The organism is Streptomyces sp. adm13(2018) (assembly GCF_008042145.1).
Lineage (GTDB): Bacteria > Actinomycetota > Actinomycetes > Streptomycetales > Streptomycetaceae > Streptomyces.
On the sequence record NZ_RDBH01000141.1, the window covers coordinates 1,275,619 to 1,301,391 of the forward strand.

Below are 25,773 nucleotides of genomic sequence, written 5' to 3' on the forward strand. Positions count from 1 at the left end.
CCACGACAGCATTTGGAGAACCGACATGTACCAGAGCATTCGGCGCGCCGCGTTCCATCTCGCCGAGGGCGCCGCACCGTGGACCGCAGACTTCCGCGCGCTCCGGTTTCCCGAGCACTGGCATGAGGGGCTCCTCGAACTGCACAACCATGGACGCACGGAGGAGGGGCAGCACAAGAACATTCCCACCCGGCGCCTGGACGCTGTACTGCAGACCCTCGCGCCCGACGTGATCGTGAGACCGCGCCCACGGCCGCCCGTCGGGGACGGCCCCATGCCCGCCGAGGATTTCTGGATGTACCTGCCTGCCGATGTCTCGGACCCCCTGCCCCCCGACACGCTCGGGAAGCTCCTGGACGCCTGGCTGCGGACCCTGGGCCCCAGGGAAGCGGCCGAGGACCCGAAGTTCCGTTCCCGCCTGCTTGATTGCAGTGCTGAGCTGAAGCGGAACCTCCCGGGGTGGGAAGCGGTTCCGGGAGTGGATCTGCTGAATACCCGTGCGACATCAGGTGGAACTGCGGCGCCCGAGGCCAGGCAGTTCCAACTGGCCACCGATGCACTGGCGCGTCGCATCCTTGCTCTCGACCCCTATCCGTTCGACGGCGGCGAGCTGCGTTTCCGGGCCCTGTCCCGAGGCCCCCGTGATCAAGGGGCAGAGCTGATGTCCCAACCGCTGCAACGCACCATCAAGCGCCAGGACTGGTGGTTCTCCATCGTCCTCAACATCTCCTTGCACACCACCCCGTTCGATCCCCGGCCCCGGCTTCACCTGCACTGGGGTGTACGCCGCTGGGCCACGCACACCAGGTCCGACAACGGGCGCCTGCCTCTTCCGTACCGCGAGGCCACCACCGTCTACCTCCGGCCCAAGATTCCCTGGCTGCCCGGAGCGCCGGCCACCCAGCGATATGCCCTGGCCCGTCTGAAGCGGGATCGCGCCACCGACACCTACTCGTGGGTCGGGAACGACCCGGCGGGCATCCTGCACAGGCTCAGCGTTGCCGGGCATTTTCCTGACCCGGACCAACTCCTCAAGGATCCGAGCGTGTGGATCGGCGACGGTACCGGTGTCAGGGCTGCCGTGGTCCACAGCGCGCGCATGGGCGTCCACGAGGTCGGCCGTGGCATCATGCCTAACCAGACGGCCGAGCTGACCGCATGGGCGGAACAGGCTCTGCCCGAGGGGGTGGCACGTATCCCTGACCTGTTCCGTGGCCGGGGCAAGGGCATCGGTGCTCCTGAGAACCGTCGGCCGAAACCCAAGGACACGGAGAAGAAGGCGGAGGAACTGCGAGCTGCCCATGCCCGGCGGACTGCGCTCGCTGCCTTGTCCCGCCTCACGGGACTCGCCACCGAGCGGGACGGTCTGCCAGTGGTGGAAGCCAGACTCTTGTGGCAGACAGCAGAGCTGCGGCGTGAGGCCGTGGAGGCATTCGCCGGTGTCCTTGGTCTGGACGGTGATGGGGGAGTGAGTGGAGCGGCGGCGGTGGACCAGGCGTTCGACGACGCGCGGCCGGGTGCACCTGTGGTCCTGGAATGGCAGACGCCAGAGCTCGTACTGAGACTGCGCTGCCTTCCCCTGGTCGATGGGCTCGGCGACCGTCTGGCCTTCGACACAGCCGTCAAGGGCAAAGGAGCCCGAATTGCCGCTGCCGTCACGGTGCGGCGTCGCGACCTCCGCGAGTGGGTGAGGGGAGACGGCGCCGATCCGTCCTGCCCCGGACTAGCTCTGGTCGAGATCGCACACCGCAGCACCTTCCGACCGAGAGAGACGGATCCCAAGTTCGCCATCCGGCTCGGGTGCGCCGACGCGGGGTTGCTCACCCAGTTCGTCGTCACCCCATCCACGGACCGGCAGATCAAGAACGCCGACAATCTGGAGCACCGTGCCCAAAATGCGTGGCTCGACGGACTGCGCCAACTCGGCGTTCGCGTTCTGCCCCAGCACACGCTGGGCGGTGACCTCCCGGAGGGACTGCAGTACGCCGCGGTGTGGATGGTCAAGCGCCGTAAGGACGGTCCCACCCGGCTGCCGAAGCATCTTCCGGTTGCGGTGCGCGTTACTCCGATTCCTGCGACGCAAGGGCTCGCGGTCGTTCGCGGCTGGGACGACGACGCCTGTGACTGGATTCCCTATCCCCGTTTTCTCCTGGGGCTGGTGAGGAAGGCGGAGATCGATACGGATGCGTACACCGATCCTGATCCGATCATCCCCGGTCAGCGCGATGTCACGAGTACCAACGGGACTCCCGTCACGGTCAAGCAGTGGCGCACCAATCTGGCGGAGCAGCGTCGAGAGACCGCGAGCTTTCTTCAACGCATGCTGCACTCATTGCGGGGAGATCCCACGGTGCTCATCACCCATGCCCAGAACAGCAGGCTTCACTGGCCCTGGCTGCAAGACGGTCAGACAGTCCGTGACCTTCTCAAGACGGGTCACGCGCCGGCCGCGCGCTTCGACAACGAGCTCCGCCTCGTGCGAGTACGAGGACGAGGCGGCCGGGAGACCGCGCAGTGGTGGGGCTTGGCTGCGCCGGGCAAGCCCCATGGTCAGCCGGCCGGCTTCTGGGCGGAAGTGGTGGGCGACGGTGAGCGGCGGTCACCACACGAAAGGGTCTTCTACAGCACGACAGAGCGCCCTGGCTCGTTTGCGATCTCACCGGCGCTCGACCGTGTCGCCACGCGGATCAACGCCGCTGGACATCTGACGTCTCAGGCGGGGACCGGGGCCTGGAACCCGGCACTTGTCGAAATTGCCGTACTCGGCTGTCACCCGGGTGAGGACGCTCCTGGGCCGGCTTCCGACGGGCCTGACGAACCGGAAGCAATTGCCCTGGCGATGCACCAACTCCGCCAGGCCCCGGACTACCCAGTGGCGCTGTCCCTTCCGTTGCCACTCCACCTTGCGGGCCTTGCCCAGGCGTACGTGTTGCCGATGTTCTCGTCGGATGACCCCGGCGTGGAGGAGCCCGGGGACGGATCCACGGTGGCAGCTACGGACGGGGACAACGACGATCGTTTGCATGACGCGGATCCTGACCTCACCGAGGCAGCTGGATTGTCTGCCGAACCTGACGAACTCGAACAGCTCTCGCTCTTTTGATCTCGGTTTCGTGCCCCGGCGGGACGTCTCTCGCCGGGGTTCTCTCTGGGGGTACGCCAAGCCACATCTCTGACTCTCTCGGCTTTCCCCACAACACCGTCCCGGCGGGGGCGACGGATGCCGATGCCCGACACGCCTCCGCCGCCACGGAGTACCACCCCGGCCCGGTGTCGACGACAGAGCCTTTCCCTGGACCTCACCGTGTATAGCGCCGCTCTCTATCGGCTATGAAGGAGGTGTTGTCCGCTTTCAGCCCGCTGGGCAAAGGATTCTTGGCCGATGCCATCACCAGCACCACGTCCTTCGCCGACTCCGACCTTAGAGGCAGCCTCCTGTGGTTCACCGAGCGGGCCCGTACCGCGAACCAGGCTCTCGTCGATCTGCTGTCGGCCATCGTCCGACGCAAAGGCGCCACCACCGCGCAGATCGCACTGGCCTGGCTGCTCGCCCAGCCCCCCTCGATCGTGCCGATCCCCGGCACCACGAAGATCCACCGCCTGTAGGAGAACATCGTCGCGGTTCACATCGAGCTCACCCCGGAGGACCCGAAGGAGATCACCGAGGCCGTGGACCGGGTCGACATCCGCGGGGATCGCTACCCCAGAACACATGCAGCGATGGGCTAATTACTCATACCGGTCCCGCAGCCGTGACGCTCGTGTGACGCTCTGGGGGCTAAAGTAGCAGGACGCGAGGACCAGAAAGCGGTCTTGACCAGGGGTTTCTCCCGTTCCGTCTCCTGCGACACCTTTCCGATGACGCACCACGTGGAGTGCGTCGCGATCCTGGAGCCGGCCTCAAAGGGATCCTGACCTGCCGTTTCTCCGAGTGTGCGTGATGGGCGTTACGTGCGTGAGGCGCGATATCTTGACGCAGATTCGACGCACGTGACGCACGTTTGACGCACGAATGGCGCGGCGTCTGATGGGTCGTCATGCGGGGCACTGGCTGCTGAGCTGTTGGCTACCCCGGCCTCATTCGCTTCTCGGTAGTGACGTTCCGTGACGCTCGGTGGGGTGTCCGGTGCGTGTTCCGTCAGAGGCCGTAGGGACTCCAGTCCCCGAGAAGCGGCCTGAGATCGTCGACTCGCGGTGCGGGGATGTCGGGGAGCGGGGGCGGTGTGTTCAGGGGGTTGAGGCGCTCCACGCGTGCTGTTGGCCAGTCGATCCATGCTTCGGCTTCGGTCCTGGTCTGACCGGGGGGCATGGCCTCGCGGCCCCGTGGCCGAAAGGCGCAGAGGGTGACCGAGATGCGTCCAATGCCCACGGCCTCTTGGAGCGCGCCGGGACGCGACACGCGCCGGGCGCCGCCCCCGGTACCCGCATGGTCAGACGGGACATCGGTGCGGTCGGGTGTCCAGACGGTCCGGCGTCCCGCCTCCGCGTTCCATCGCAATCACCCGAAAGTGATCTTGCCAGCCCTTCCCTGTCTGTGACTTGCTGGATTCGTACGATGACCGCTTGTAGTTGGCGGTCGCCGACCGAAGGGACGACCATGGGGACTCCCCAAGAAGACGCAAGCGGCGAGGACTTCGCGCCTCCCGTCACCACAGTCGCAGGGACGGGAACCGCAGGGTCCGCGGGGGACGGCGGGCCCGCCGTCGCAGCCCAGTTGAACCGCCCCTACGGCATCGCGGTGGACAGCACCGGAACCCTGTACTTCTCCGACTACAGCGGCCACCGGGTCCGGAAGATCACTACGGACGGGAAGATCAGCACGGTGGCGGGGACCGGGACGGCGGGCTTCCGGGGTGATGGCGGCCCCGCCGAAGCGGCCCAGCTGCACGCACCGCGCGAGGTGGCGGTGGACGGTGCCGGCGCCCTCTACATCGCCGACTCCAACAACCACCGGATCCGGAAGGTGACGGCCGACGGGAAGATCAGCACGGTCGCCGGCACGGGCGCCGCGGGGTTTAGGGGCGACGGCGGCCCCGCCACCGCCGGCCAGCTGAATCTTCCGTTGGGGGTGGCGGTGGACAGCACCGGCAACCTCTACATCGCCGACTACTACAACCACCGGGTGCGGAAGGTGGCGGCGGACGGGACGATCAGCACGGTCGCGGGGAACGGGACCGCGGGTGCCAAGGGAGATGGCGGTCCAGCGGTCGCTGCCCAGCTGAACGGCCTGCACGGAGTCGCGGTGGATGGCGCGGGCGAGCTCTACATCGCCGACAACAAGAACCACCGGGTCCGGAAGGTGACGGCGGACGGGAAGATCAGCACGGTCGCCGGCACGGGCGTCGCGGGCTTCGGCGGTGACGACGGCCCCGCTGTCTCAGCCAAGCTGCACTTCCCGGTAGGGGTGATGGTGGACAGCGCCGGCACCCTCTACGTCTCCGACTACAGCAACCACCGGGTGCGGAAGGTGACGGCGGACGGGAAGATCAGCACGGTCGCCGGCACGGGCGTCGCGGGCTTCGGCGGTGACGACGGCCCGCCCGCCTCCGCCCAGTTGAACGGCCCGCGCAAGATGGCGGTGGACTGCGTCGACACCCTCTACATCACCGACCACCTCAACAACCGGATCCGGAAGATCGCGTCGGTGAGGACGGCCGGGCTGCCCGACTCGGGCACGGTGGTCTCCTGGGCCAACGTCCGCAGCAGGCTGCGGATGGCGGTCCACCGCGAATCGACCAAGGACGGGGCCGAGATCCATCAGTCCCTCGCCGTCCCCAGGGACCACCAGCGGTGGCGGCTGGTCGCGGCGGGGCAGGAGGACGGCGATGTCCTGTACCGGATCGAGAACGTGCGCAGCGGGAAGGTCCTGGAGGTCCTCGGAGCGCAGGAGATGGCCGGGGCGGTGGTCGCGCAACGGGCCTACGAGGGCGGTGACGCCCACCACCAGCACTGGAGGCTGATCCCGGTGGCCGCCGCGAACGGCACCCCGGCGGTGTACGAGATCGCGAACCGGCACAGCGGTCTGCTGCTGCGGGTCGACACCAATGCCCGGACGGCCGTAAAGCAGCACGGGTCAGAGGGCGACCACCGGGAACGGCAGTGGCAGCTGCTTCCCGTCTAGCGCCCGCGTGGGGGCAGGGACGGTCTCGTCCCTGCCCCCACGTGCCGCTCCGGCCCTCCCGGTGTGGGTCAGGACGGCTCTGGCGCGGTCGCCTTGGGCGCCTTGGGTGCCTCCGGGGCCTTGGGTGCTTCCGGGGTCTTGGGCGGCTTGCTGAAGTCGGTCTTCTTCGGCCTGCTCTCCAGGTCCTCGTCCTTCTGGAGGTCGCCGCGTTCCGTCACCGTCGCGCTCGCGTCCTGCATGCCCGCGGAAGCCGCCTTGGTGACTGAGCCGGGGTCCTGGGCGTACTGGGCCTGGTCGCCGGCGGACGCCTGGGTGGTCTGGATGAAGGAGCCGAGGAAGCCCAGGACGGCCCGTGCTTCGGGTGAGGTCTCCTGCACGATCTTCGCGCGGGAGGAGGCGCCGTGGATCGCGTTGTTGAACAGGCTGGGGTTCGTGTCGTCGTAGGTGCCGTCGTCGGAGTCCTCGAAGTCGACGTCCTCGCCCGGCTGGGGTTTCGTGCTGTCGGTGGTCACGGAGAAGAGCCCCGCGCCCTTGCCCGCGGAGTGGAAGATGTTGTCGAACACCACGGTCGTCACCTCTGGTCGTTGTGGCGGCGGTGCCGCGCGGTCAGGGCTGCTTGTAGAGCGTCTGCTGGCTGACGGACAGGCTTTCGACGTCGAGCAGGGTGTGATGGACGTCGAGGGCGGAGACGACCTCGGCCAGCCCCCGCATGCGGAAGCCGCCGGGTGCCAGGTCGATGTCGTTGATGTCGCGGGCGACCATCCGGCTCAGGCCGGGATAGGTGCCGGGCTGCGGCGGAGACAGGACCTTGACCGGCACCGCGTACTCCACCGCGAGCAGTCCCGAGAAGCTCACCGGGATCTCGTAGGTGTACTGCCTGCGGGTACGCCGCTGCGAGACGATGGTCTGCACGCGGGAGTTCGCCGGCACCTTGCCCGAGATCTGCGACTTCGAGGCCCAGCTGGTGTTCAGGGAACCTCCGACGGTGGCCGCGATGCCGAGGGCCAGTTGCGCGTTGAGCGACGCGTTGCCGGTGGCGCTTCCGGAGGTCGTGAAGCCCACCGAGTTGGTCATGGTGTTCGACGAGGAGTTCGTCGCGGAGCTGCTCGCGGACGTCTCGCTGGTGGTGGCGACGTCCGTGCCGATGCTGTCCTTGCTGTTCTTCTTGGTGATGGTTTCCCCGTTGCGGTTCGCCGTCCCGTTCTGGGAGGACGCGGCGAGCTGCGACTGCAGGTCCAGTCGGAGCTGGTTCTGCAACTGCAGTTGCAGCGAAGCGCCGACGCTGCCGCCGAAGGTGAGTTTGGCGTCCCCGTGGAGCGACCAGGTGACGCCGTTGGAGACGGTGAAGTCGACCGCATCGGAGAAGCTCATCTCGGACTGACTGCGGTTCACATAGGTACGTGAGGAGAACGTGTCGGGCGGAGGCTGTCCGATGTCGCCCCGCACCTCGATCAGCGGCTCCCCGAGATTCATGTAGGCGAGCCAGCCCAGCTCGAACGCGGTCCCCGTGAAGGTTCCGAAGCGCGACTTGTTCACTGAGAACCCGACGGGCTTGTGCTTCACACCGGAGGGGTCGACGTAGACCAGGTTGGGATGGTTCAGGATGGCCTGCCAGGTCTGCTCGATGTTGAGTTCCCGCAGGTTCTTCTTCGTCAGCGGCTGACGCTTGGCGTCTACCAGGCTGTATGCGGTGGAAGGCATCTACCCGTCCTCGACTAATTCTGGCCGAACCGCGCTCGGTGAAATGTGAACAGAAAAACCGCATGTTCCTCCGGTCGAAATTAACACGGCCGTTGCGAGCCCGAGAAGGTGAGTTACATCGCCGCACTCAATCGAGTGATCGATTTTCGGAAATTGAATCCGAAACGCCGATGAAGTGACCTTTCTTCGCTGCCCGTCACTCCATCGATGAGTTTCCGGCTTCCTTGCCCGTGGGTACCGTAAATTCGGGAATTACCGTGGGCTGCATTCATTTCGGCCATTGGCTGCGGCATTGTTCTCCCCTTCCGAACAGGTGAGGTTTTCGAGATGTACACGCAAGAGCGCACGGCTATGTCCAATCTGGTGGTCGGCGGCCCGGTGGCGGTGAACAGCTACGACAACGCGATCGTGGCGGCGCTGGTCGAGAACCGGCCGGTCATGCTCGTCCACGCCTTCAACGGCGGCTATCTGCGGCCCGCGGAGCTGAGTGGGGAGAGCCACGACAAGGGCGTCCAACTCGCCACCGCCCTCGACCCCGCCACCAAGGAGGCGAAGGGACACCTCTGGTACCTCACTCCCGCCGGCTTCTTCGGTCAGCGGCCGCTGTACGTCATCGAGAGCGCCGCGGGGCAGGTCTCTCCCAAGCCCGCCGGTGCTGGCGACGCCGACGCCGGCCGCGGTGACGACGGCGCGCCCAAGCCGCTGCGCAGGCGCATCACCGTGCACCAGGACGCCCCCCAGAGCACGGCCGACACCGTTCAGGTGGGTCTGCCCGACAAGGTGGGCGAGAAGTGGCGCGGGAAGAACGGCGCACCCGAGGACACCCAGCTCTGGGTCGTCACGGTCACGCCGTGGGGCGGGATCACCTTCGTCCCCATCACCCATCCCGACGCCATCCTCGGCTTCAAGGACCACGCGGTGACGGCCAACAACGAGGTGCGCCTCACCTACAACTGGGGCGGGGACTTCACCGGGACGGTCATCAACACCTTCTACCCGCGCCTTCCCAGCGAGTGGAACGTCCCGTACCACCACGTCTTCACGTGATCCGCGGTCGTCGCCGTACCCCCTCCGTCCCGAGTCAACGTCCCCACCGCCTGGAAGAGGCACCACGATGCCCGTGCCCACAGAAGAACTGAAACTGGAGATCGTCAACGCCGCCACGGGGAAGACCCTCGACGGCAGGGCCGCACCGGGGCAGAGCGGGGCGCTGGTCGTCCGCGAGCTCCCCGAGGACGGCCCCGACCCGGAGCAGTGGCAGATCGCCCCCGTACAGTCCACGCAGGGGGAGCGGGTGTACGTGATCCGCAACGCGGTCGGCAGCAAGGTGCTCGAACAACCCTCAGCCGCGGGCGGCGGCGTCCGGCAGGGGGACGCGGCCGACGGAAAGAAGAGCCAGCAGTGGCGCATCGTCCCCGTCGACGGTGAAGCCGATCTCTTCTTCCTCGAGAGCGGGACCGACGACACCGTCCTCGACGTCGACCTCGACGCGTCCACCGAGAGGGGCATCCCGGTCGTCCTGCGCGCGTACGACGAGGACGCGGAGAGCCAGCGGTGGCGTCTCGTGCCGGCCGAGCCCGAGCGCGTCAGCGACGCCGTACTGCGCTGGGCACGGCTGGGGCACTGGAACGGCCGGCGGTCCTGGCGACTGGCTCCCTCCCCGGCGCTGCGGCCCGCGCCCGACGCGACACCCTCGTTCAGCGACCTCCTGATGGTCCTCGACAGGTTCGGAACCGACCAGGGCGCCGGCGGCTGGAAGAGCGAAGGGGCCGCGCCCCGTATTGGCGGACAGCCGGGCTGGTGGGCCGGTCTCGGCGCGCGGTTCCTCGCCGAGACCGCCGGTAAGGCGCCGGCGGACATCGTCGCGCTCAAGCCGGCCAAGGGGGCGGTGACGGCGGCCGCGCGAGGTGACGGCACGTTCGAGGACGAGGAGCGGCTCCTGCACCCGCCCGCACCCTCCCCGAGCCCAGCGGACCTGTGGACCTTCGCGGACCTCACGGGCGAAGGCCTGCCCGGCATCGTGATGCTGGCCGGCGACGGTGTGCGGGTGTCTCCACAGGAGGAGGACGGGACGTTCGCGCCCCCGGGCGGCGACCCGGCCCTCAAGGCGTTCGGCCACGGTGATCAGGCCGGTAGGTGGCTGGCCGACAAGCATCCTCGCTTCCTCGCCGACACCACCGGAGACGGCCGGCTCGACATCGTCGGCTGCCACGACGACGGCGTCTGGCTCTCCCTCCAGGACGAGGAGGGAAAGTTCGCGCCGCTCCCCGACGAGCCCGCTCTGCGGGCGTTCGGGCACGACGAGAAGGCCGGTGGGTGGCTGGCCGACAAGCATCCTCGCTTCCTTGCCGACACCACCGGAGACGGCCGGCTCGACATCGTCGGCTGCCACGACGACGGCGTCTGGCTCTCCCTCCAAGGCGAGGACGGCGGATTCGCCGAGCCCCTGTATGTCCTCGACGACTTCGGAACCGACCAGGGATGGTCCTCGGTCGAGGAGCATCCCCGGTTCCTGCTGAAGACCACTGGCGACGGGGCGACGGACCTCATCGGCTTCGGGCCCCACGGCGTCGTCGTCGCACGCGGCCTCGACGACGGCACCTTCGAGCCCTCGAAGCTCGTCCTGAACGACTTCGGCACCGCCCAGGGGTGGACGGCCAAGAAGCACCTCCGCCTCCTCGCCGACGTCACCGGCGACGGCAGTCCCGACGCCGTCGGCTTCGGCGACGAAGGAGTCTGGGTGGCCCACAACCGCGGCGACGGCACGTTCGAACAGGCCCAACTGGTCTGCCGCGGCTTCGGGTACCACGACGACGCCGGCGCCTGGCGCGTCGGCCACCACCCCCGCTTCCTCGCCGACGTCACCGGCGACGGACGCGTCGACATCGTCGGCTTCGGAGGACCGGGCGTGTATGTGGCCCGCAACCTCTACCGCCGCTTCCGGACCCGCTGACCGGGGGTGCGGGCCGGGGCCTCCCGTACGCGTGAGGCCCCGGGACCGCTCACCTCGCACGGGCCCGTCACCAGGGCCGCCGTCATCCGCCGATCCCTTCGCTTCGCCACAGAGGACACCGTCCTACGCGGGCAGCACTTCGCCCGGCCGGTGCGGAACCGGCCGGGCGAAGTGCTGCATGTCCTGTGTGTCCGGCGGGCGGTGCTACCTCTTGCGTGCCTTGCTCACCAGGAACGCCACCCCGACGATGACGATCAGGGCGATGGCGATGATCCAGAAGGGCGGAGTGCCTTCACCGGCGCCCTTGGCCAAGAACTGGCTGTACGACATGTCGTCCTCCATCTGATGTTCGCCGGTTTCGCTGCCTAGTTCAGGACGCTGGTCGCGGCCTTCTCGCCGAGTTCGCCCGCCCCGTATCCGATGCCGAAGCAGGTGGCACCGACGGCGAGTCCGCCCACGCCCGCGGTGGGTGCGCTGACCGCGACGGCGACCGCGCCGCACGCGGCTTCGGCGGCGGCGCCCGCCGCCATGCCGGCTCCCGTGGCCAGGGCGTCCTTGTAGTTGCCCTCGGACACGTCCTTGGCCATGCTGCCGATGTCGTAGAGGTCGAAGCCCTTGCCGACCGCGTCGAAGAACGCCAGTCCGGTCGGGTCGATGCGGTTGACGGGGTCGCCCTCGGCGTAGAGGTAGGGGTTCTTCTCCTGGCCGGAGGGGTCGGTGCTGGTGAAGCGGCCGACGTTGGGGTCGTAGTAGCGGGCCGCGAAGTGGTAGAGGCCCGTCGGGTCGTGGTAGCCGCCGGCGAACTGGTAGGGCTGGGGGACCTGTTCCGAGCTTCCCGCGCGCCGGACTCCGCGGGGGCTGTAGGAGTAGGTGTTGACCTTCGTGCCGGCCTCGTCCGCGAGCGCGACCACCGAACCGAGTGCGTCGGTGAGGTAGTAGTACGACTTGGCCCCTGTGGTCATGGAGTTCAGGGTGCCCCCGGGTTCCCGATTGAATCCCATGTCGACGCCGCCGATGCTCTTCGCGGACAGGCCGAGCGGCCCGTTGTGGAAGAACGTGTCGCCGAGCTTGATCCGCTCGCTCTGGTCCGTCGAGCCGTACTGTCCGGCGTACGTCTTGCCGCCCACGGTGATCGACTTCATCTGGGAGTAGTCGGACCAGGTCTCACCGGTGCGGGTGCCCTCGGGGGTGGAGGCTCCGGCGGTCTCGTTGCCGACCTTGTCGTACGACCAGTTCGTCGCGACGCCGTCCTTGGCGGTGATCTGCTGGGCGTCGTTGACGGTGTACGTGGTGCCGCGCGGGCAGCCGGGGTCCACGCCCTGGGAGGTGAGGTTACCGGCCAGGTCGTAGCAGTACTGCCAGGACGAGTTGAGGGTGGTGCCCTTCTCCTCCTTGGCGTAGGAGAACCGGCCCGCGTCGTCGTAGGTGTAGGTCGTCTTCATCCCCGCGACCCCGTCCGTCCGGGTGCGGATCTTGCCGCCGTCCCTGAGGGGGGTGGTGGCGCTGGCGTCGTGGTCGTAGCCGTAGGTGTAGGCGAGGTCGACCAGCGTGCCCTTCGGGGACGTCGCCCGGATCTTCTCCGGCCGGTTCGAGGTGTCGAGCGTGACCTCCTGGACGGTGCCGCCGGGGTACGTCGTCTTCGTGCGGACGTCGTTGTTGTTGTAGGTGTACGCGGTGACCTTGCCGGTCGGGTCCTTCAGCTGCGTGAGCTTGTTGACCTGGTTCCAGGTGTAGTCGGTGACGCCCGCCGGGTCCTCGTACGTGTCCACGTTGCCCGCCGGGGTATAGGTCAGGCGGGTCTGCGAGCCGTTCTGCAGGGTGCGTACGGTTTCGCGGGACAGCGGGTCGAAGGCGTAGGCGGTGACGCCGGTGCCGTCCGAGCGCTGGGTGAGGTTTCCGTCTCCGTCGTAGGAGTAGGTGACGGTGGCGTAGCCGGAGGTGTCGACCTTGGTGATGCGGTCGCGGTGGTCGTAGGTGTAGAGAGTCGTGACACCGCGGGCGTCCTTGGCGGTGGCAGGCCGCCCCAGGTCGTCATAGGTGTACCTCGTCACGCCGAGGGGGGCGGGCGGGGTGACCTTGGTCAGGTTGCCCTGCGCGTCGTACGTGAAGGACGTGGAGACCGACTTGGTCGACGACATCTTCGTCGTGACCTTGCAGCGCTGGCCCTCGAACCCACCGCAGGTGGCGGTGGCCGGGTTGTAGTCGAAGGACTGTGTCCCGCCGCCCGCACCGGACACGGCGACCGACTTGGTGTTGCCGGCGGTGTCGTAGGTGTAGTCGGTCTTCTCCCCGTCGACGGTCGTCATCGAGCCGGGCAGATCCGCGCCCGAGAGCGTCTGGTAGCCCGCCACACCGGCAGTGGCTCCGGTGGGCAGCTTCGCCGAGGTGAGGTTGTTGCGTGTGTCCCAGCCGTAGGTGGTGACATTGCCGCTGGCGCCGCCGACGCCCATCGCGTCCGTCGCGGTCTGCACGTTGTTGTTCGCGTCGAAGGTCTTCGAGCGGGAGCGACCGAGCGCGTCGGTCACCTTGCTGACCTTGCCTTCCGTGTCGTGCTCGTACTTCGTGGCGTTCTGCTCGGGGTCGGTGACGGTCGTCGTGCCCGCGTCGGAGGGATACGTGCCCGTGTAGGCGTAGGTGTACGTGGGGCCGGTGTGTCCGGAGCTGCCGGTCTGGGTCGCCCGCAGCATGGAGGTGACCCGGTTCTCGGCGTCGTAGCCGAAGACCGTGACCCGCCCTTCCGGGGTCGTGATCTTGGTGATCCTGCCGTTGCCGTCGAAGGCGTAGGAGGTGGTCTTGCCTTCGGTGTCCGTGGTGCGCGAGAGGTTGCCGCCGGCGTCGAGATCGAAGACGGCGGTCCGGCCGGTGTGGTCCTTGGCCTGCCACTGGTCGGGATACGTCTTGAGCAGGTCGACCCAGCGGCCCGAACGCGTCTCGGTCAGCTTGAAGCCCTTGTGCTCGGCGGTCTCGTCATGCTGGTCGACCGTGATCGTGCCCTTGTTGCGGTCGGTGACCTTCGTCAGCGTGCCGTTGGCGTCGTAGGTGTCCTTCACGCCCGACTTGCGGTTGGTGAGTGTGTAGGTGCCGTCGGCGTTCCTCACCAGGTCCTGCGAGTACCCCTTGGGCGTGGTGAAGGTGCCGTCGGCCTTCTGCGTGAAGCTGACCGAGGCGCCCGTCGCGTCGTAGAGGACGACCGAGTTCGCGAAGACATGCAGGTAGCGTTCGTACTCCTGCCACCAGCGGTTCGAAACCTTCCCGTAGGGCGCCTCCAGCGAGTTGTACGTACGAGACAGGCGCAGCTTCTGTCCCACTCCAGCGACCTCGAAGTCGGTCGCGGCCAGCATGAGGTTGCCGTTGGACAGGTTGATCCGCGCGACCAGGGAGTCGGTGATACGGAAGTCCGAGATCTGGTGCCAGGGCACCGAGCCCTGTCCCGTGGGCACCCACACAAGGGTTCCGGTCTCGCCGGCCGTGCGGTCGGCCGTGGCCCGTCCCTTGTCCGCGGGGATGTCCCCCGTGCGGGCGCGTTCCTTCTGCGCTGCCCGCCAGGCCGCCTCTTCCTTCGACGGCGCCGCTTCGGGTTCGGCGGGTACGGGCCTGGTCGATCCCACCTTGACCGGCGGGATCTCCAAAGGCGCCGCCTCCTTGCCCCAGACCGAGCCGGGGCCCGGACCGGCCGCAGGCGAGGCGGCGAGAGCCGGCAGCGCCGAGGCGCCCAGCGCGAGAACCGCGATCGCCGCGGTCAGTGAGTGTCTTGCCGATATACGGGCACGCCGAGAAGGCGTGCCGGAAGCACGCGAAGTCATGAACTTCCCCCCACGAGAAGAGATGTCACAGTGGCCCCCATCAGCCACTGGAGCCGCACACGTTGCCACAGCCGCTTCCCGACCAGCCGGTGACTGCCCGCGATTCAATCGCACACACGAGCGAGAACAAGCCAAGTATGCGACCGGCCTTTCTGCCTCAAATCATGTCGCAGGACAACACTTGCCGTGTCGCCAGGCGCTTCTCCTGAGAGGCAGGCTGACCGAAAACCCTTCCCCTACGGCGGCGGCGATCAGAGCGGCCGCGCCCTTCCGTTGACGCACCCCGCGGAGCCCCCGGACGCGACCGGACCCCGACCCCCGAGAGACGGGGTGCGGGGTCCAGTGGAGTCGGCTTCGCGCGGAGCCGGGGCGCCTAGTGGCGGAGGTTGTCCTTGATGTCTTCCTTCGCCTGGCGGGCGTTGCCCTTGGCCTGGTCGGCGTGGCCTTCGGCGGTCATCCGCTCGTTGCCGACGGTGCGACCGACGGTCTCCTTGACCTTGCCCTTGGCCTGCTCCGCCTGCGCCTTGGTCTTCTCGGTGCCCGACATCGGGACCTCCTCGTTGTTGTACCGGATTGGTCGTGACCACCTCCTGCTCACGATCTCCGACCGTAAACACGAACAATCCGCAGCCACCTTCGAAGGAGCTGTGACCCGCCGGCGAGCGGGACCGTATGCCCGCCTGTTCGAATAAAAAACAGATAAGTTTTGCACGCATGGCCGGAAGGATGCCGGGCACCTTTCGTTGCGGAGGTTGATAATCATGGTTCCCCTGCTTCTCGTTCTTCTGCTCATCCTGATCCTGTTCGGCGCGGGTTTCGCACTGCAGGCCCTTTGGTGGGTCGCCGTCGTGGTGCTGGTCCTGTGGCTGATCGGTTTCGTCGCACGGCCCAAGGGCGGCAGCGGCCGCTGGTACCGCTGGTAGCCGACCAGCCCCGGAGCGGTCCGGGGGCGGTCTGAAGGATGACGGTGGCCTCCCACCCCTCACCGGGGTGGGAGGCCACCGTCATGTCCGGCCGCGGATCGATTGGTTTTCCCCTTACGGATGAAATCGGATGAAGCGGGTACCAGGAGGGGCGTCGGGGCGGCTGCCGTGACGCAGCAGGGAACCTGCTCACCTCCAAGGATCGGCGGCCGTCCCGGCCCGGCGGAAAAATCGGATGTGTAGCCGTGTTGATGCGGGGCAGTCGGATTTCAAGCAGGAAAGCAATTCATTCCGTTGGCATGAAGCGTGTAGGAGAGATCGGTCGAGGACTTTCTTTCCCGGCTGTTCTTCCGTTTACCGGAGAGGATTTCCAGATGACTGAGAACGTGTGGGGCTACCGCGAGACCTCCGGCCGTCTGGCCGGCGGCGACCTGACCGGCTACAAGGTCGAGGCGACCGACGGCAGCATCGGCAAGGTCGACAAGCACTCCGACGAGGTGGGCTCGGCCTACATCGTGGTCGACACCGGCCCGTGGATCTTCGGCAAGGAGGTCCTGCTGCCGGCCGGCACCGTCAGCCGCGTCGACTCCGAGGAGAAGAAGATCTTCGTGGACCGCACGAAGGAGCAGATCAAGGACGCTCCGGAGTTCGACAAGGACAAGCACCTCGGCAACGCCGAGTACCACGAGCAGGTCGGCGGCTACTACGGCGGCCCGCGCGGTTTCTGAGACGCGCCGAACGACCGTACCCGGGGCGGGGCGGCAGCCACACGGCTGCCGCCCCGCCCCGGCGTGGTGCGTGGGTGCGGGTGTGACAGGCTGCGGGTGCCACGGGCGCGTTGGGGCCTGCGGAGGCGAAGCGCTAGACTAGGGATTCAAGGTAGGAGACTTGAGACCCTAGGGAAGCATGTGAGAAAGCGCGCGGGCCTCACCGTCGAGAAGATCACGCAGGCCGCTGCCGACCTGGCGGACGAGGTCGGCATCCAGGCCGTCACCCTCTCGGCGCTGGCCCGCGACTTCGGGGTCAAGGACGCCAGTCTGTACGCGCACGTCAAGAACCTCCAGGACGTGCGGACCCGGGTGGCGCTGCTCGCCGCCGAGGAGATGAGCGACGAACTCGCGGCCGCCATCGCCGGCCGGTCCGAGGAGGGCGCTCTCACCGCCTTCGCTGACGCGTATCGCGCCTACGCCCTGCGCTGTCCCGGACGGTACGCGGCGACCCAGATCGGCCTGGACCTCGACGAGATCTCCGGCGCCAAGGGATTCGTCCGCAACATCGAACTGACGTACGCGGTGCTCCGGGCCTATCGGCTCGAGGAGCCCGACCTGACTGATGCCGTCCGGTTCATGCGCAGCACCTTCCACGGCTTCATCACCATCGAGGCGACCGGAGGTTTCGGGCACCCCCGGGATCTCGACGGTTCCTGGCACAGGGTGGTCGCGGCGGTGCACACCGCGCTTCGGCAATGGGCGCAGGGTGCGGCCTGACGCCTCGGTGGTGCCGGTGCCCGCGGCGGTCCGCGTCCGCCCGGTGGGCTGTGTTCCCGTAGTCAGTCGGCGATGAAACCCTTGAACACGGCGTCGCGCATCTCCAGGTAGCGCTCCATCATGTCGGCGCGTTCCGTCAGGACGTCGGAGATGTGCTGCACGCCGAAGAACGCGGACACGACGACGCGGGCGAGGGCCTCCGGGTCGGTGTCCGGGACGAGTTCTCCCGCCTCCCGGGCCTCCGTGATCAGGGCGGCGAGCATCTCCCGCCACCACTCGTAGGGCTTGGGCAGGTTCGCTCCGATCAGGGAGCGCTCGATCTGCAGCCGTGCGCCGGCCCGGACCATGGTGTCCCCCCGGAACGCCTCCGCGGTGCTGTCCAGCACGGCGAGCAGCGTGTCGAGCGGGCTCTCCTTCGTCGCGCGCACCCGCTCCACGAGTTCGGGCCAGCGCTGGTAGTGCTCCTCGACGACGGCGATGGCGAGCACGTGCTTGTTGGCGTAGTGGAAGTACACCGCGCCCTTGGTCATGCCGACCCGGTCCGCGACGTCCTGGAGGGTGACGGTCGGGTATCCCTGTTCGGCGAAGACCTCGGCCGCGGCGTTCAGGATCTGCGCCTTGGTGCGTCGCGCACGCTCCTGTTTAGGCCGGCTGGTGGCCGGTTGGGTCGTGCCTGGGGTGCTGTTCGTAGCGTGCATCGAAGCCCGCCTCCCTCGTCGTGTGAGCCCCACGGGAGCGCCTCTGAGGGCCCGTGGCTCCCACCCTTGAAATATCCCTTCGGGAATGTATATTTTCTCGAGTCGATCATAGTCCCATTCGCCGGGGCTGCTGAGGGGGAAACATGGCGATCGGTCTCACCGAGGACGTCCGGGCCACGGACGTGTCGGGGCACTCTCTTACCTACGATCAGACGGTGTCGCGCGCCCTGGTGCACCGCGCCGCCGTGTCCGAGGTGTTCCTGACGGACGGGTGCAGGTCGGCAGAGACCGAACGCATCCTCATAGCCGCCCAGTGGCCACGCAGCCAGGCGCTGTACCAACCGGACGCCGCGGGATTCAGCGACCCCGTCCTCCTCGTCGAGACCGTGCGCCAGGCGGCCGTCTACGCCGCACACCGCTTCCACGACGTCCCCCTGACCCGACGCTTCATCTTCTGCGACCTCCGGCTCGACATCGAGGCCCCCCACCCGCTGCGCGTGGGGGCGACGCCCCTGCACGTGGTGCTCGACGGGCGGTTCGAGCCCGAGGGCGACCTGGCCGCCGAGCGCTTCGGCGCGCGCTACTCCACGACCGTCCACGCCGGCGGACAGTACTGCGGACGTGCCTCGGTGAGGCTTCTCGCGGTCGGCGACGAGCTCTACGACGCGCTGCGCTACCGCGTGTCCACCCCGGTCGGCGGACCCCGGCAGGCGCGGCCCGGGACGCTGTTGTCGCCCACCGAGGTGGGGCAGGTCCGACCGGAGAACGTGCTGCTCAGCAGGGAGGGAGCGGGTCGGTACGGCATGCATCTCGCCACCGGGCACCCCGGCTACTTCGAGCACGCCTGCGACCATGTCCCCGGGATGGCCCTCGTCGAGGCGTTCCGCCAGGCCGGTCACCAGACGCTGCGCCGGTCCGGAGACCTCCGGTCCCACCTGATGACGGGCTGCGAGGTCCGCTTCGACGCCTTCGGCGAACTGGACGTGCCCGTCACGATCCTGGCCCAGGAGCAGCCCGCGCCGTCCGTGGGTTCGGACGACCTGCCGGTCCGTCTGACGGCGTTCCAGGGGGAGGTCGTCCTCGCCCGGGCCACGACGACGTACCGCCCTCGCCCCACCTGTCAGCCGGCCGCCGCCGTCTGACGTCCACCGTCGCACGGCCAGAAGGGGGAGCGTCGTGGAGATCCATCAGCTGCGTGTCTTTCGCGAAGTGGCACGGGAGGCGAGCTTCACGCGGGCGGCCAGGAACCTGCACTGCGCCCAGTCCACGGTCACCGGTCAGATCAAGAGTCTGGAATCGTCCCTCGGCGTGGTCCTCTTCCTGCGGCGGGGCCGCTGCCCCATCGAGCTGACGCCCGCGGGATCGGTGCTCCAGAGCCGGGTGGACCGACTCCTCCACGAGGTCGAGACGATGGGCCGCGAGGTCAAGTACGCGGCTCGGCAGGGGGAGCTCGGGCACCAGCGCTGCCCTGTCAAGAGCGCTCATGCGGTCTGACCCGGCGGTCGGCCCCTTGTGCGGGCGCGCCCGGACGGTCGCCCGTCCCCGCCGGCCGTCCCCCTCGGCTGGTCACCCCGGCTCGACCAGCCGCACCGTCACGAACTGCCGCCGCCCGGAGCCGGAGGCGGCAAGGACACCATGAACGACCCCTCCACCATCGTCGCCTTCTTCGACGTCGACGAGACGCTCATCAACGTGAAGAGCATGGCCGACTTCCTCGCCTTCTACTGGCAATGGTCCGGCGAGGACCCGAGTCGCTTCGCGAGAGCGCGCGACGAACACCTCGACCGGCAGGCCGCCGGGGCGTCCCGGGCCCAGCTCAACCGGGCCTTCTACCGGAACTTCCGCGGCGCTCCCGAGGAGGAGCTGCACCGGGCCGGCCGCGACTGGTTCGCGGCCGAGCAGGCCCGCGGGGATCTCTTTCACCCGCCCGCAGTCGAGGCCCTGCGGACCCACCGGCGCGCAGGCCACCACATCGCACTGGTCTCCGGATCCTTCCTTCCCTGCCTCGCGCCGGTCGCCGACGTACTGCACGCCGACACGGTGCTCTGCACCGCCCCCGTGGTCCGCCAGGGAGTGCTGACCGGGGAGGTCGGTCCGCCGGCGATCGGTCCGCGCAAGGCCGAGCTGGCGCGACGGACGATGGGGGAACGCCGCGCGGACCCGGCGGGCTGCCATGCGTACGGCGACGACTCCAGCGACGCGGACCTGCTCCGCGCGGTGGGTCGCCCCGTGGTGGTGGGCGAGGACCCCGTACTCAACGCTCTTGCGCTGCGTGAGGGGTGGGCGACCCTTCCGGGAGTTCCGCGGGGGCGGCGCGGCGCACTGGTGGCAGCAGCATCCGCCACATCTGCGGGGAGTCGTCGCCCTGGGCCTCCGGCGAGCCCGCGCTGAGGTGTCGCAGTCCCAGGAGGACGGCGAGCAACAGCCGGCTGAGTACCTCGGGCCGGTGGGACCGGTCGACCATGCCGCCTTCCTGTGCGACGGCCACCAGGCGCAGCAGGAGTTCCTGGAGCTCCTGCACCTGCTTGGCGCGCAGCCCCTCGGACCACGCCCTGTCCATCACCAGGCGCAGACCGGCGCCGAACAGCGCGTCGTTCCGGACGTGGTCCGCGAGGTTCGTGAGCAGCGCGTCGAGCACCTGGACCGGGGCCGAGTCGGAGTAGGCGGCCGCATCGAGCGCCTCCTGCCATCGCTGCTCGAACCGCCTGGTCAGTTCGGCGCTCAGGGCGGCCTTTGACGGGAAGTGACCGTAGAGCGCCCCCTTGGTGAGACCGGTACGGCGGGCGATGGTCTCCAGGTTGGCTCCCGCGAATCCCTGGGCGGCGAACTCCTCGGCCGCCGCGTTGAGGACCAGCGCGTAGGTACGTCGTGCCCTGTCCTGCTTCACCATCGCGTGGCCCCCACCTGGACGTCCTTCCAAGAGATTCCTTCGTGACGGAATTTTTTACGATCCCGCCTCCCGACGCAAGTGGTCACGGACGGTGAAGTCAGGCCACTTCTTCAGGTACGGGTAATGCCCGCATAGAGAAAGAGTAAAAGATGACCCTCCTCGAGCACCCCTCCCACTACCCCTCCTCGTCTCCGTACGGGGTCCCCGTCCGGGCCGCGGCCGTCCTCGGGGCGCACCATGCCGCGGAGTCCGAGCTCGCCCGAAGGTTGCACCCGGCCGTGGCCGGAGCGCTGACCGAGGCGGGATTCCCACGCCACTTCGTCCCTGCGGAGTTCGGCGGAGAGCCGGGAACGTTCGCCGAACTCGTCGAGTCCGTAGCTCTGCTGGGGGAGGGGTGTACCTCGGCCGCCTGGTGCGCAGCGCTCCAGGCGGCCCACGGCAGACTCGCCGCCCATCTGCCGCGGCGGGGGCAGGCCGACATCTGGGGCTCCGGCCCGGACGTGCCGATCGCGGCGGCCGTGGTGCCGCCGGCCGGGGAACTCACCGAGGAGCGCGGCGGCTACCGGCTGACCGGGCGGTGGAACCTGGCGAGCGGCGTCGACCACGCCGACTGGATGCTCCTGGCCGCGCCCGAGCCCGGCGGTGGCGACCGGAGCCCGCGCGTCCTCGCGCTGCCCCGTGCCGACTTCCTGGTCGAGGACACCTGGCGCAACAGCGGCCTGCGGGGGACCGGCAGCAACTCCGTGACCGTCGCCGGCGTCTTCGTGCCCCGGCACCGCACCATGTCCCGCGACGTGCTGGCCGCCGGCCGTCCCGAGGAGGACGCGGCGCGCTGTCACCGCGTGCCGTTCCCGCTGGTGGCCTCGCTCATGTTCGCCGCCCCCGCGCTCGGCGCGGCCCGCGGAGCGCTGGCCGCCTGGAGCAGGGTGGTCGGAGGGGCGTCGGGTGACGGCGAAGGGCTTCCGGGCGACGGCGTCACGCAGCAGGTGCTGGCCCGCTCGTCCGCCGAGATCGATGCCGCCCACCTCCTGTTGCGCGGCGCGGCCGAACGCGCAGATCACGCCCCGCTCGACCGGCTGCCGGTGGCCCGGAACATGCGGGACGCGGCCGTGGCGGTGGAGATGCTGGTCGCCGTGGTGGAGCGGCTCTTCCGCAGCGGGGGGACGCGGGTCCAGTCCGAGGCGGAGCCGTTGCAGCGGTTCTGGCGCGACGTGCACGCGTTGGCCGGTCATGGAGCCCTCCGTTTCGCCCCCGCGGCTGCCGCCTATGCGCGTTCGGTGGCCTCGGAGGGAAGGTAGGCATGGGCCCGCCGACCCGGCCGGACCAGGGGGCATTCAGGACCTCGCCGCCGAGAGCCGGCTGGAAGGGGGCGAGGGCCCTCGGCGGCGGCCCCGGCCGGGAGCGGTGCGGGGTCGCGGCGGCTCCATCGGGATCTCCGATGGAATTTGAAACCTTTGCGAAGGAATGATTTTCTCCTCATGGGACACCTTGTGGCCTCCGAGGAGTGAAGGGGAGACGGGTGCCCGGCCGCGAGCAGGCTTCTCCTGCTCGGCATCGACCGAGAATGGATGATTCCCGTGACCATGTATCCCGGACCGTCTGCCGTCCTCGCCGCCGGCCGTCGACCCCACCCGGCCGACCGAGGCGACGGCTCGTCGTGCCAGCCCGCCTCCCGAGAGGCCTACGCGGCCCCGGGCGGCGTCGATCGGCGCGGCGCGGGCTTCGCACCCAGGGTGCCCGCCGGGCCGGTGAACCGCGTGCCGGCCGAGGCGGTCCGCGGCCCCGGCGCCCGCGAGGCGTCCGCGCAGGAGCTGGCTTGGTGGCAGCGCACCGAGGAGCTGCGATGTCGCTTCGAGCGGGCGCTGACCCGTGAACTCAGCCGGCTGGGGTTGTCCCCCTCGACGTATCTCGCGCTCGAACAGCTCGCCCTGCACGACGGGCAGTTGCGGATAACCGAGCTCGCCCAGGAGGTACGGCTCAGTCCCTCCTCCGTGTCCCGCGTCGTGGACCGTCTGGTCCGCGACGATCTCGCGGTGCGCATGCCGAGCCCCGGAGACCGGCGCACGGTGCACGGCCGGATCACCCAGCGGGGCATGGCGGTCTACGAGAGGGCGCTCCCCGCCTACCGCAAGGCCCTCGCCCTGGCGCTCGACGACGCGCCGCGCGCCCAAGGCGAGATCGAGGGCCCGTACGCGGCGCCCGGCCGCTAGAGAAGCGCGTTGAGGAAGCCGGCGAACTTGGCGCGCAGGCGCTCGACCTTCTCGTCCACCGTCAGCGACTCCTTCATGCGGCCGCCGGGCTGAGCCCGCTTCTTCCCTCGTACGTACAGGGAGCACGCGAGGTCGCTGCAGATGTACTCGCCCACCGTGTCGTCGCCGTGGCCGCTCTGGCGCGCCCGGCGTGCGGTCATCAGTGTCACCCCGCTCGCCGTGTGCGTCGTCAGGCAGATCGAGCACATGGACTGGTGGCGCACGCCGCCCCGCGGCGACGGCAGACGGAAGGAGAGGCCCACGAGGCGGCCTTCGTGCTCGGCCACGATGTAGCTGCGCTGGGGTGCGGCCGGGTCGCGCCAGCCGAGGAAGTCGAGGTCCGCCCAGGGCAGTTCGGGAAGATCCCGCGGCGTCGTGAGGCGGGAGGCCTCGCCCTTGCTGCAGTTGACGAACGAGGCGCGGATTTCCGGGTCGGTCAGTTCCTTCATGATCCTGACCGTAACAGTCCCTATGTATAGTAGGCAAGTGCCAAGGGCTCCTAGGTAGAAGCCCATGCTCCCTTGCATCCATCGCGCAGAGAGAGGCGAAAGCCATGTCCGAGGAGATCAGCATCACGAGCGCCGAGGAGGGGGCACCGGCCGAGCCGGCTCCGCAGCCGGAACGTTCGCCCGTCGTCGTGGCGCTCGTCCTCGCCCTGGGCGCGTTCGTCGCCCTCCTTGACACCACGATCGTCGGCGTGGCCATGCACTCGTTCACCGAGTACTTCGACGTCGGACTCGCGGACGCCCAGTGGGCGTCCACCGCCTACCTGCTCGCGATGTCGTCGGTGATCCCGGCCACCGGATGGGCGGCGCAGCGCTTCGGTGCGGCCCACACCTGGATCGCCTCGCTCTCCGTCTTCCTGCTCGGCTCGCTCCTGTGCGGCGTCGCCTGGTCGATGGGCAGCCTGATCGCGTTCCGGGTCGTGCAGGGCCTCGGCGCGAGCATGCTCTTCCCGCTGATGCGCATCATCGTCGTCGAGGTCGCGGGCCGGGCCCAGATGGGCCGCATGATGACGATGATGGCCCTGCCGCTGCTCGTCGCCCCGGTACTCGGTCCCGTGCTCGGAGGCACCCTCATCCAGGAGTTCTCCTGGCGGTGGGCGTTCTTCCTCAACGTGCCGATCGTCCTCGCTGTGGTCGTGCTGTCGGCGCGCAACCTCCCCAACTCCAAGGGGCAGACGCCCGGTCGCCTCGACGTCGCCGGACTGCTCACCATGGGCGGCGGCCTCGTCGCCCTCATCCTCGGTTTCAGCAACCTCGCCAAGGGCGCCGCGGGGACGAGCGCGCAGGTACTTCTGCCCGCCGTGATCGGCGTGGCCCTGCTCGCCGCCCACGGCATCCGGGCCGCCCGCTCCCTCGCTCCCGGTGTCGTGGACTTCTCACTCTTCCGGGACCGGGCGTTCACCGCGTCCACGTCCATCTCGCTGCTGAACAACTTCGGCCTCTACGGTGTCGTCGTCCTCGTCCCGCTGTTCTTCCAGCAGGCAGGAGGCAAGGGGCCGCTGGGCGCTGGAACGATCATGGTCGCCCAGGGGCTCGGCACGGCGGTCGCCGTCCTGCTCGTGGGCCGGGTCATCGACACCAAGAGCAACCCGCGCGCACTCGTGCTCTGCGGACTCCTGCTGGTTGCCGCCGGCCTGACCACCTTCGCGGTGGCCGACACGGGAGAGGTGAGCGTCCTGCTGCTCGTCGCCCTGTTCGCGCAGGGCGTCGGCCTCGCTCTGGCCTCCTCGCCCGTCATGGTGACGCTGTACCACTCGCTCCCGGCCGCCAGCGTGCCCGCGGCGACCACGGCGAACGCCGTGTCCCAGCAACTCGGCGGCGCCGTGGGCACCGCGACGATCGCGCTGCTCCTGCAGCACTACGTCTACGTGGCCGGCGGCGCCGCGGCGGACTTCGGCACCGTGTTCTGGTGGGCTCTGCTCTTCGTGGGCCTCACCGCCGTCCCCGCGCTGTTCCTCCCCCCGGGGACGTCACAGCAGCAGGCGTGACCCGGCCTGGTGCGCCTGGGGCGCCGACCCGCCCCGGGCGCACCGGCTTCCCCCCAGCCGTACAGGAAAGAACTCTCATGTCTGTCACCACACTTGACCTTGCCAAGGTGCGCAACATCGGCATCATGGCTCACATCGACGCGGGCAAGACGACCACCACCGAGCGGATCCTGTTCTACACCGGTGTCTCGTACAAGATCGGTGAAGTCCACGACGGCGCTGCCACGATGGACTGGATGGAGCAGGAGCAGGAGCGCGGCATCACGATCACGTCTGCCGCGACGACCTGCCACTGGCCGCTCGAGAATGTCGATCACACGATCAACATCATCGACACGCCGGGTCACGTCGACTTCACCGTCGAGGTGGAGCGCAACCTCCGGGTCCTCGACGGTGCTGTCACCGTGTTCGACGGTGTGGCCGGCGTCGAGCCCCAGTCCGAGACCGTCTGGCGTCAGGCGGACCGCTACGGCGTGCCGCGCATCTGCTTCGTCAACAAGCTCGACCGTACGGGCGCCGAGTTCCTCCGCTGCGTCGACATGATCGTGGACCGCCTCGGCGCCGTCCCGATCGTGATGCAGCTGCCCATCGGTTCCGAGATGGACTTCCAGGGCGTCGTCGACCTCGTCCGTATGAAGGCGCTCGTCTGGTCCGCCGAGGCGACCAAGGGCGAGATGTACGACGTCGTCGACATCCCGGCCTCGCACACCGAGCTCGCCGAGGAATGGCGCGCCAAGCTGGTCGAGACCGTCGCGGAGAACGACGAGGAGCTCATGGAGCTCTTCCTGGAGGGCGTCGAGCCCACCGAGGAGCAGCTGTACGCGGCTGTCCGTCGTATCACCATCGCTTCCGGCAAGGGCAACGGCGAGAAGACGGTCACCCCCGTCTTCTGCGGTACCGCGTTCAAGAACAAGGGTGTTCAGCCCCTGCTCGACGCGGTCGTCCGTTACCTGCC

At 68.8% G+C, this 25,773-nt stretch carries 22 protein-coding genes and 1 pseudogene; 15 read left to right on the forward strand and 8 right to left on the reverse strand.

Annotated elements, in window-relative coordinates:
- Positions 1-25 precede the first annotated feature (25 nt).
- From EAO70_RS33825 to EAO70_RS33835, 3 genes are all read left to right on the forward strand, one after another.
- A complete protein-coding gene (locus EAO70_RS33825) occupies positions 26-3,103 on the forward strand; it encodes a pPIWI_RE module domain-containing protein (protein WP_055600051.1) in 3,078 nt (1,025 codons plus the stop codon).
- 227 nt (positions 3,104-3,330) lie between these two features.
- A complete protein-coding gene (locus tag EAO70_RS38585) occupies positions 3,331-3,606 on the forward strand; it encodes an aldo/keto reductase (protein WP_261993160.1) in 276 nt (91 codons plus the stop codon).
- Between the two features lie 991 nt (positions 3,607-4,597).
- Positions 4,598-6,121 (forward strand): RICIN domain-containing protein, encoded by a 1,524-nt coding sequence (locus EAO70_RS33835; RefSeq protein ID WP_148006533.1) that lies wholly within the window; start codon positions 4,598-4,600, stop codon positions 6,119-6,121.
- Between the two features lie 68 nt (positions 6,122-6,189).
- On the opposite strand, the gene EAO70_RS33840 is transcribed toward EAO70_RS33835, so the two are convergent.
- Together EAO70_RS33840 and EAO70_RS33845 are read right to left on the reverse strand one after the other, a co-directional pair.
- The gene (locus tag EAO70_RS33840; protein WP_148006534.1) at positions 6,190-6,687 is read right to left on the reverse strand and encodes a hypothetical protein; all 498 of its coding nucleotides are present in this window, start codon (positions 6,685-6,687) and stop codon (positions 6,190-6,192) included.
- A gap of 40 nt (positions 6,688-6,727) precedes the next feature.
- Positions 6,728-7,822, reverse strand: coding sequence for a hypothetical protein (locus EAO70_RS33845; protein ID WP_148006535.1), 1,095 nt, complete (start codon positions 7,820-7,822; stop codon positions 6,728-6,730).
- A 327-nt stretch (positions 7,823-8,149) separates the two neighbouring features.
- Between EAO70_RS33845 and EAO70_RS33850 the strand changes: the two genes are divergently transcribed.
- Together EAO70_RS33850 and EAO70_RS33855 are read left to right on the forward strand one after the other, a co-directional pair.
- Positions 8,150-8,869, forward strand: a complete 720-nt coding sequence (locus EAO70_RS33850) for a hypothetical protein (protein ID WP_148006536.1) — start codon at positions 8,150-8,152, stop codon at positions 8,867-8,869.
- Between the two features lie 67 nt (positions 8,870-8,936).
- Entirely contained in the window at positions 8,937-10,775 is a 1,839-nt protein-coding gene (locus EAO70_RS33855; protein WP_148006537.1) for an FG-GAP-like repeat-containing protein, read from the forward strand.
- A gap of 204 nt (positions 10,776-10,979) precedes the next feature.
- Here the strand turns inward: EAO70_RS33855 and EAO70_RS39775 are convergent, their stop codons facing one another.
- The 3 genes from EAO70_RS39775 to EAO70_RS33865 form a co-directional block, all read right to left on the reverse strand.
- Positions 10,980-11,105, reverse strand: coding sequence for a hypothetical protein (locus EAO70_RS39775; RefSeq protein ID WP_261993161.1), 126 nt, complete (start codon positions 11,103-11,105; stop codon positions 10,980-10,982).
- Positions 11,106-11,140: 35 nt separating this feature from the next.
- Positions 11,141-14,578: an RHS repeat-associated core domain-containing protein gene (locus EAO70_RS33860; protein ID WP_148006538.1), complete on the reverse strand. Its 3,438-nt coding sequence runs from the start codon at positions 14,576-14,578 to the stop codon at positions 11,141-11,143.
- 373 nt (positions 14,579-14,951) lie between these two features.
- Positions 14,952-15,125: a CsbD family protein gene (locus EAO70_RS33865; RefSeq protein WP_148006539.1), complete on the reverse strand. Its 174-nt coding sequence runs from the start codon at positions 15,123-15,125 to the stop codon at positions 14,952-14,954.
- 214 nt (positions 15,126-15,339) lie between these two features.
- Here EAO70_RS33865 and EAO70_RS33870 point away from each other — a divergent pair, with 214 nt between their 5' ends.
- The 3 genes from EAO70_RS33870 (at position 15,340) to EAO70_RS33880 (ending at position 16,988) form a co-directional block, all read left to right on the forward strand.
- A complete protein-coding gene (locus EAO70_RS33870; protein WP_148006540.1) occupies positions 15,340-15,501 on the forward strand; it encodes a hydrophobic protein in 162 nt (53 codons plus the stop codon).
- A gap of 374 nt (positions 15,502-15,875) precedes the next feature.
- Positions 15,876-16,229, forward strand: coding sequence for a PRC-barrel domain-containing protein (locus tag EAO70_RS33875; protein ID WP_148006541.1), 354 nt, complete (start codon positions 15,876-15,878; stop codon positions 16,227-16,229).
- 180 nt (positions 16,230-16,409) lie between these two features.
- Complete coding sequence (locus EAO70_RS33880; protein ID WP_148006542.1) at positions 16,410-16,988, forward strand: TetR/AcrR family transcriptional regulator; 579 nt, start codon at positions 16,410-16,412, stop codon at positions 16,986-16,988.
- A gap of 62 nt (positions 16,989-17,050) precedes the next feature.
- Here EAO70_RS33880 and EAO70_RS33885 read toward each other — a convergent pair whose 3' ends face one another.
- Positions 17,051-17,686, reverse strand: coding sequence for a ScbR family autoregulator-binding transcription factor (locus EAO70_RS33885; RefSeq protein WP_148006543.1), 636 nt, complete (start codon positions 17,684-17,686; stop codon positions 17,051-17,053).
- A gap of 143 nt (positions 17,687-17,829) precedes the next feature.
- Here EAO70_RS33885 and EAO70_RS33890 point away from each other — a divergent pair, with 143 nt between their 5' ends.
- From EAO70_RS33890 to EAO70_RS40520, 3 genes and pseudogenes are all read left to right on the forward strand, one after another.
- The gene (locus EAO70_RS33890) at positions 17,830-18,828 is read left to right on the forward strand and encodes a ScbA/BarX family gamma-butyrolactone biosynthesis protein (RefSeq protein WP_148006544.1); all 999 of its coding nucleotides are present in this window, start codon (positions 17,830-17,832) and stop codon (positions 18,826-18,828) included.
- Positions 18,829-18,862: 34 nt separating this feature from the next.
- Positions 18,863-19,180, forward strand: coding sequence for a LysR family transcriptional regulator (locus tag EAO70_RS33895; protein WP_148006545.1), 318 nt, complete (start codon positions 18,863-18,865; stop codon positions 19,178-19,180).
- A gap of 207 nt (positions 19,181-19,387) precedes the next feature.
- A pseudogene (locus EAO70_RS40520) lies at positions 19,388-19,876 on the forward strand (HAD family hydrolase); the annotation flags it as partial.
- Between the two features lie 64 nt (positions 19,877-19,940).
- On the opposite strand, the gene EAO70_RS38595 reads toward EAO70_RS40520, so the two are convergent.
- Complete coding sequence (locus EAO70_RS38595) at positions 19,941-20,576, reverse strand: TetR/AcrR family transcriptional regulator (RefSeq protein ID WP_222723497.1); 636 nt, start codon at positions 20,574-20,576, stop codon at positions 19,941-19,943.
- A gap of 149 nt (positions 20,577-20,725) precedes the next feature.
- Between EAO70_RS38595 and EAO70_RS33910 the strand changes: the two genes are divergently transcribed.
- Entirely contained in the window at positions 20,726-21,874 is a 1,149-nt protein-coding gene (locus EAO70_RS33910) for an acyl-CoA dehydrogenase family protein (RefSeq protein ID WP_148006547.1), read from the forward strand.
- A gap of 450 nt (positions 21,875-22,324) precedes the next feature.
- Positions 22,325-22,786 carry a MarR family transcriptional regulator gene (locus EAO70_RS33915; RefSeq protein WP_187284128.1) on the forward strand — a complete coding sequence of 154 codons (462 nt, stop codon included), beginning with the start codon at positions 22,325-22,327 and terminating at the stop codon, positions 22,784-22,786.
- Here the strand turns inward: EAO70_RS33915 and EAO70_RS33920 are convergent.
- On the reverse strand, positions 22,783-23,274 hold the full coding sequence (locus tag EAO70_RS33920) for an FBP domain-containing protein (RefSeq protein ID WP_148006549.1): 492 nt from the start codon (positions 23,272-23,274) through the stop codon (positions 22,783-22,785). The two genes, EAO70_RS33915 and EAO70_RS33920, sit on opposite strands and share 4 nt — an antisense overlap.
- A gap of 104 nt (positions 23,275-23,378) precedes the next feature.
- Between EAO70_RS33920 and EAO70_RS33925 the strand changes: the two genes are divergently transcribed.
- Positions 23,379-24,818 (forward strand): DHA2 family efflux MFS transporter permease subunit, encoded by a 1,440-nt coding sequence (locus EAO70_RS33925; protein ID WP_148006550.1) that lies wholly within the window; start codon positions 23,379-23,381, stop codon positions 24,816-24,818.
- Positions 24,819-24,895: 77 nt separating this feature from the next.
- Positions 24,896-25,773 (forward strand): GTP-binding protein (locus tag EAO70_RS33930; protein ID WP_148006551.1); only part of this gene is annotated, 878 nt, incomplete at its 3' end.

Coding starts and splice junctions, on each gene's coding strand:
- EAO70_RS33920 (WP_148006549.1), bottom strand. CDS start 23,274: ATGAAGGAACTGACCGACCCGGAAATCCGCGCCTCGTTCGTCAACTGC.
- EAO70_RS33890 (WP_148006544.1), top strand. CDS start 17,830: ATGGCGATCGGTCTCACCGAGGACGTCCGGGCCACGGACGTGTCGGGG.
- EAO70_RS33885 (WP_148006543.1), bottom strand. CDS start 17,686: ATGCACGCTACGAACAGCACCCCAGGCACGACCCAACCGGCCACCAGC.
- EAO70_RS33825 (WP_055600051.1), top strand. CDS start 26: ATGTACCAGAGCATTCGGCGCGCCGCGTTCCATCTCGCCGAGGGCGCC.
- EAO70_RS33870 (WP_148006540.1), top strand. CDS start 15,340: ATGGTTCCCCTGCTTCTCGTTCTTCTGCTCATCCTGATCCTGTTCGGC.
- EAO70_RS33855 (WP_148006537.1), top strand. CDS start 8,937: ATGCCCGTGCCCACAGAAGAACTGAAACTGGAGATCGTCAACGCCGCC.
- EAO70_RS33835 (WP_148006533.1), top strand. CDS start 4,598: ATGGGGACTCCCCAAGAAGACGCAAGCGGCGAGGACTTCGCGCCTCCC.
- EAO70_RS33910 (WP_148006547.1), top strand. CDS start 20,726: ATGACCCTCCTCGAGCACCCCTCCCACTACCCCTCCTCGTCTCCGTAC.
- EAO70_RS38595 (WP_222723497.1), bottom strand. CDS start 20,576: ATGGTGAAGCAGGACAGGGCACGACGTACCTACGCGCTGGTCCTCAAC.
- EAO70_RS33865 (WP_148006539.1), bottom strand. CDS start 15,125: ATGTCGGGCACCGAGAAGACCAAGGCGCAGGCGGAGCAGGCCAAGGGC.
- EAO70_RS33925 (WP_148006550.1), top strand. CDS start 23,379: ATGTCCGAGGAGATCAGCATCACGAGCGCCGAGGAGGGGGCACCGGCC.
- EAO70_RS33845 (WP_148006535.1), bottom strand. CDS start 7,822: ATGCCTTCCACCGCATACAGCCTGGTAGACGCCAAGCGTCAGCCGCTG.
- EAO70_RS33850 (WP_148006536.1), top strand. CDS start 8,150: ATGTACACGCAAGAGCGCACGGCTATGTCCAATCTGGTGGTCGGCGGC.
- EAO70_RS39775 (WP_261993161.1), bottom strand. CDS start 11,105: ATGTCGTACAGCCAGTTCTTGGCCAAGGGCGCCGGTGAAGGCACTCCG.
- EAO70_RS33860 (WP_148006538.1), bottom strand. CDS start 14,578: ATGACTTCGCGTGCTTCCGGCACGCCTTCTCGGCGTGCCCGTATATCG.
- EAO70_RS38585 (WP_261993160.1), top strand. CDS start 3,331: ATGAAGGAGGTGTTGTCCGCTTTCAGCCCGCTGGGCAAAGGATTCTTG.
- EAO70_RS33875 (WP_148006541.1), top strand. CDS start 15,876: ATGACTGAGAACGTGTGGGGCTACCGCGAGACCTCCGGCCGTCTGGCC.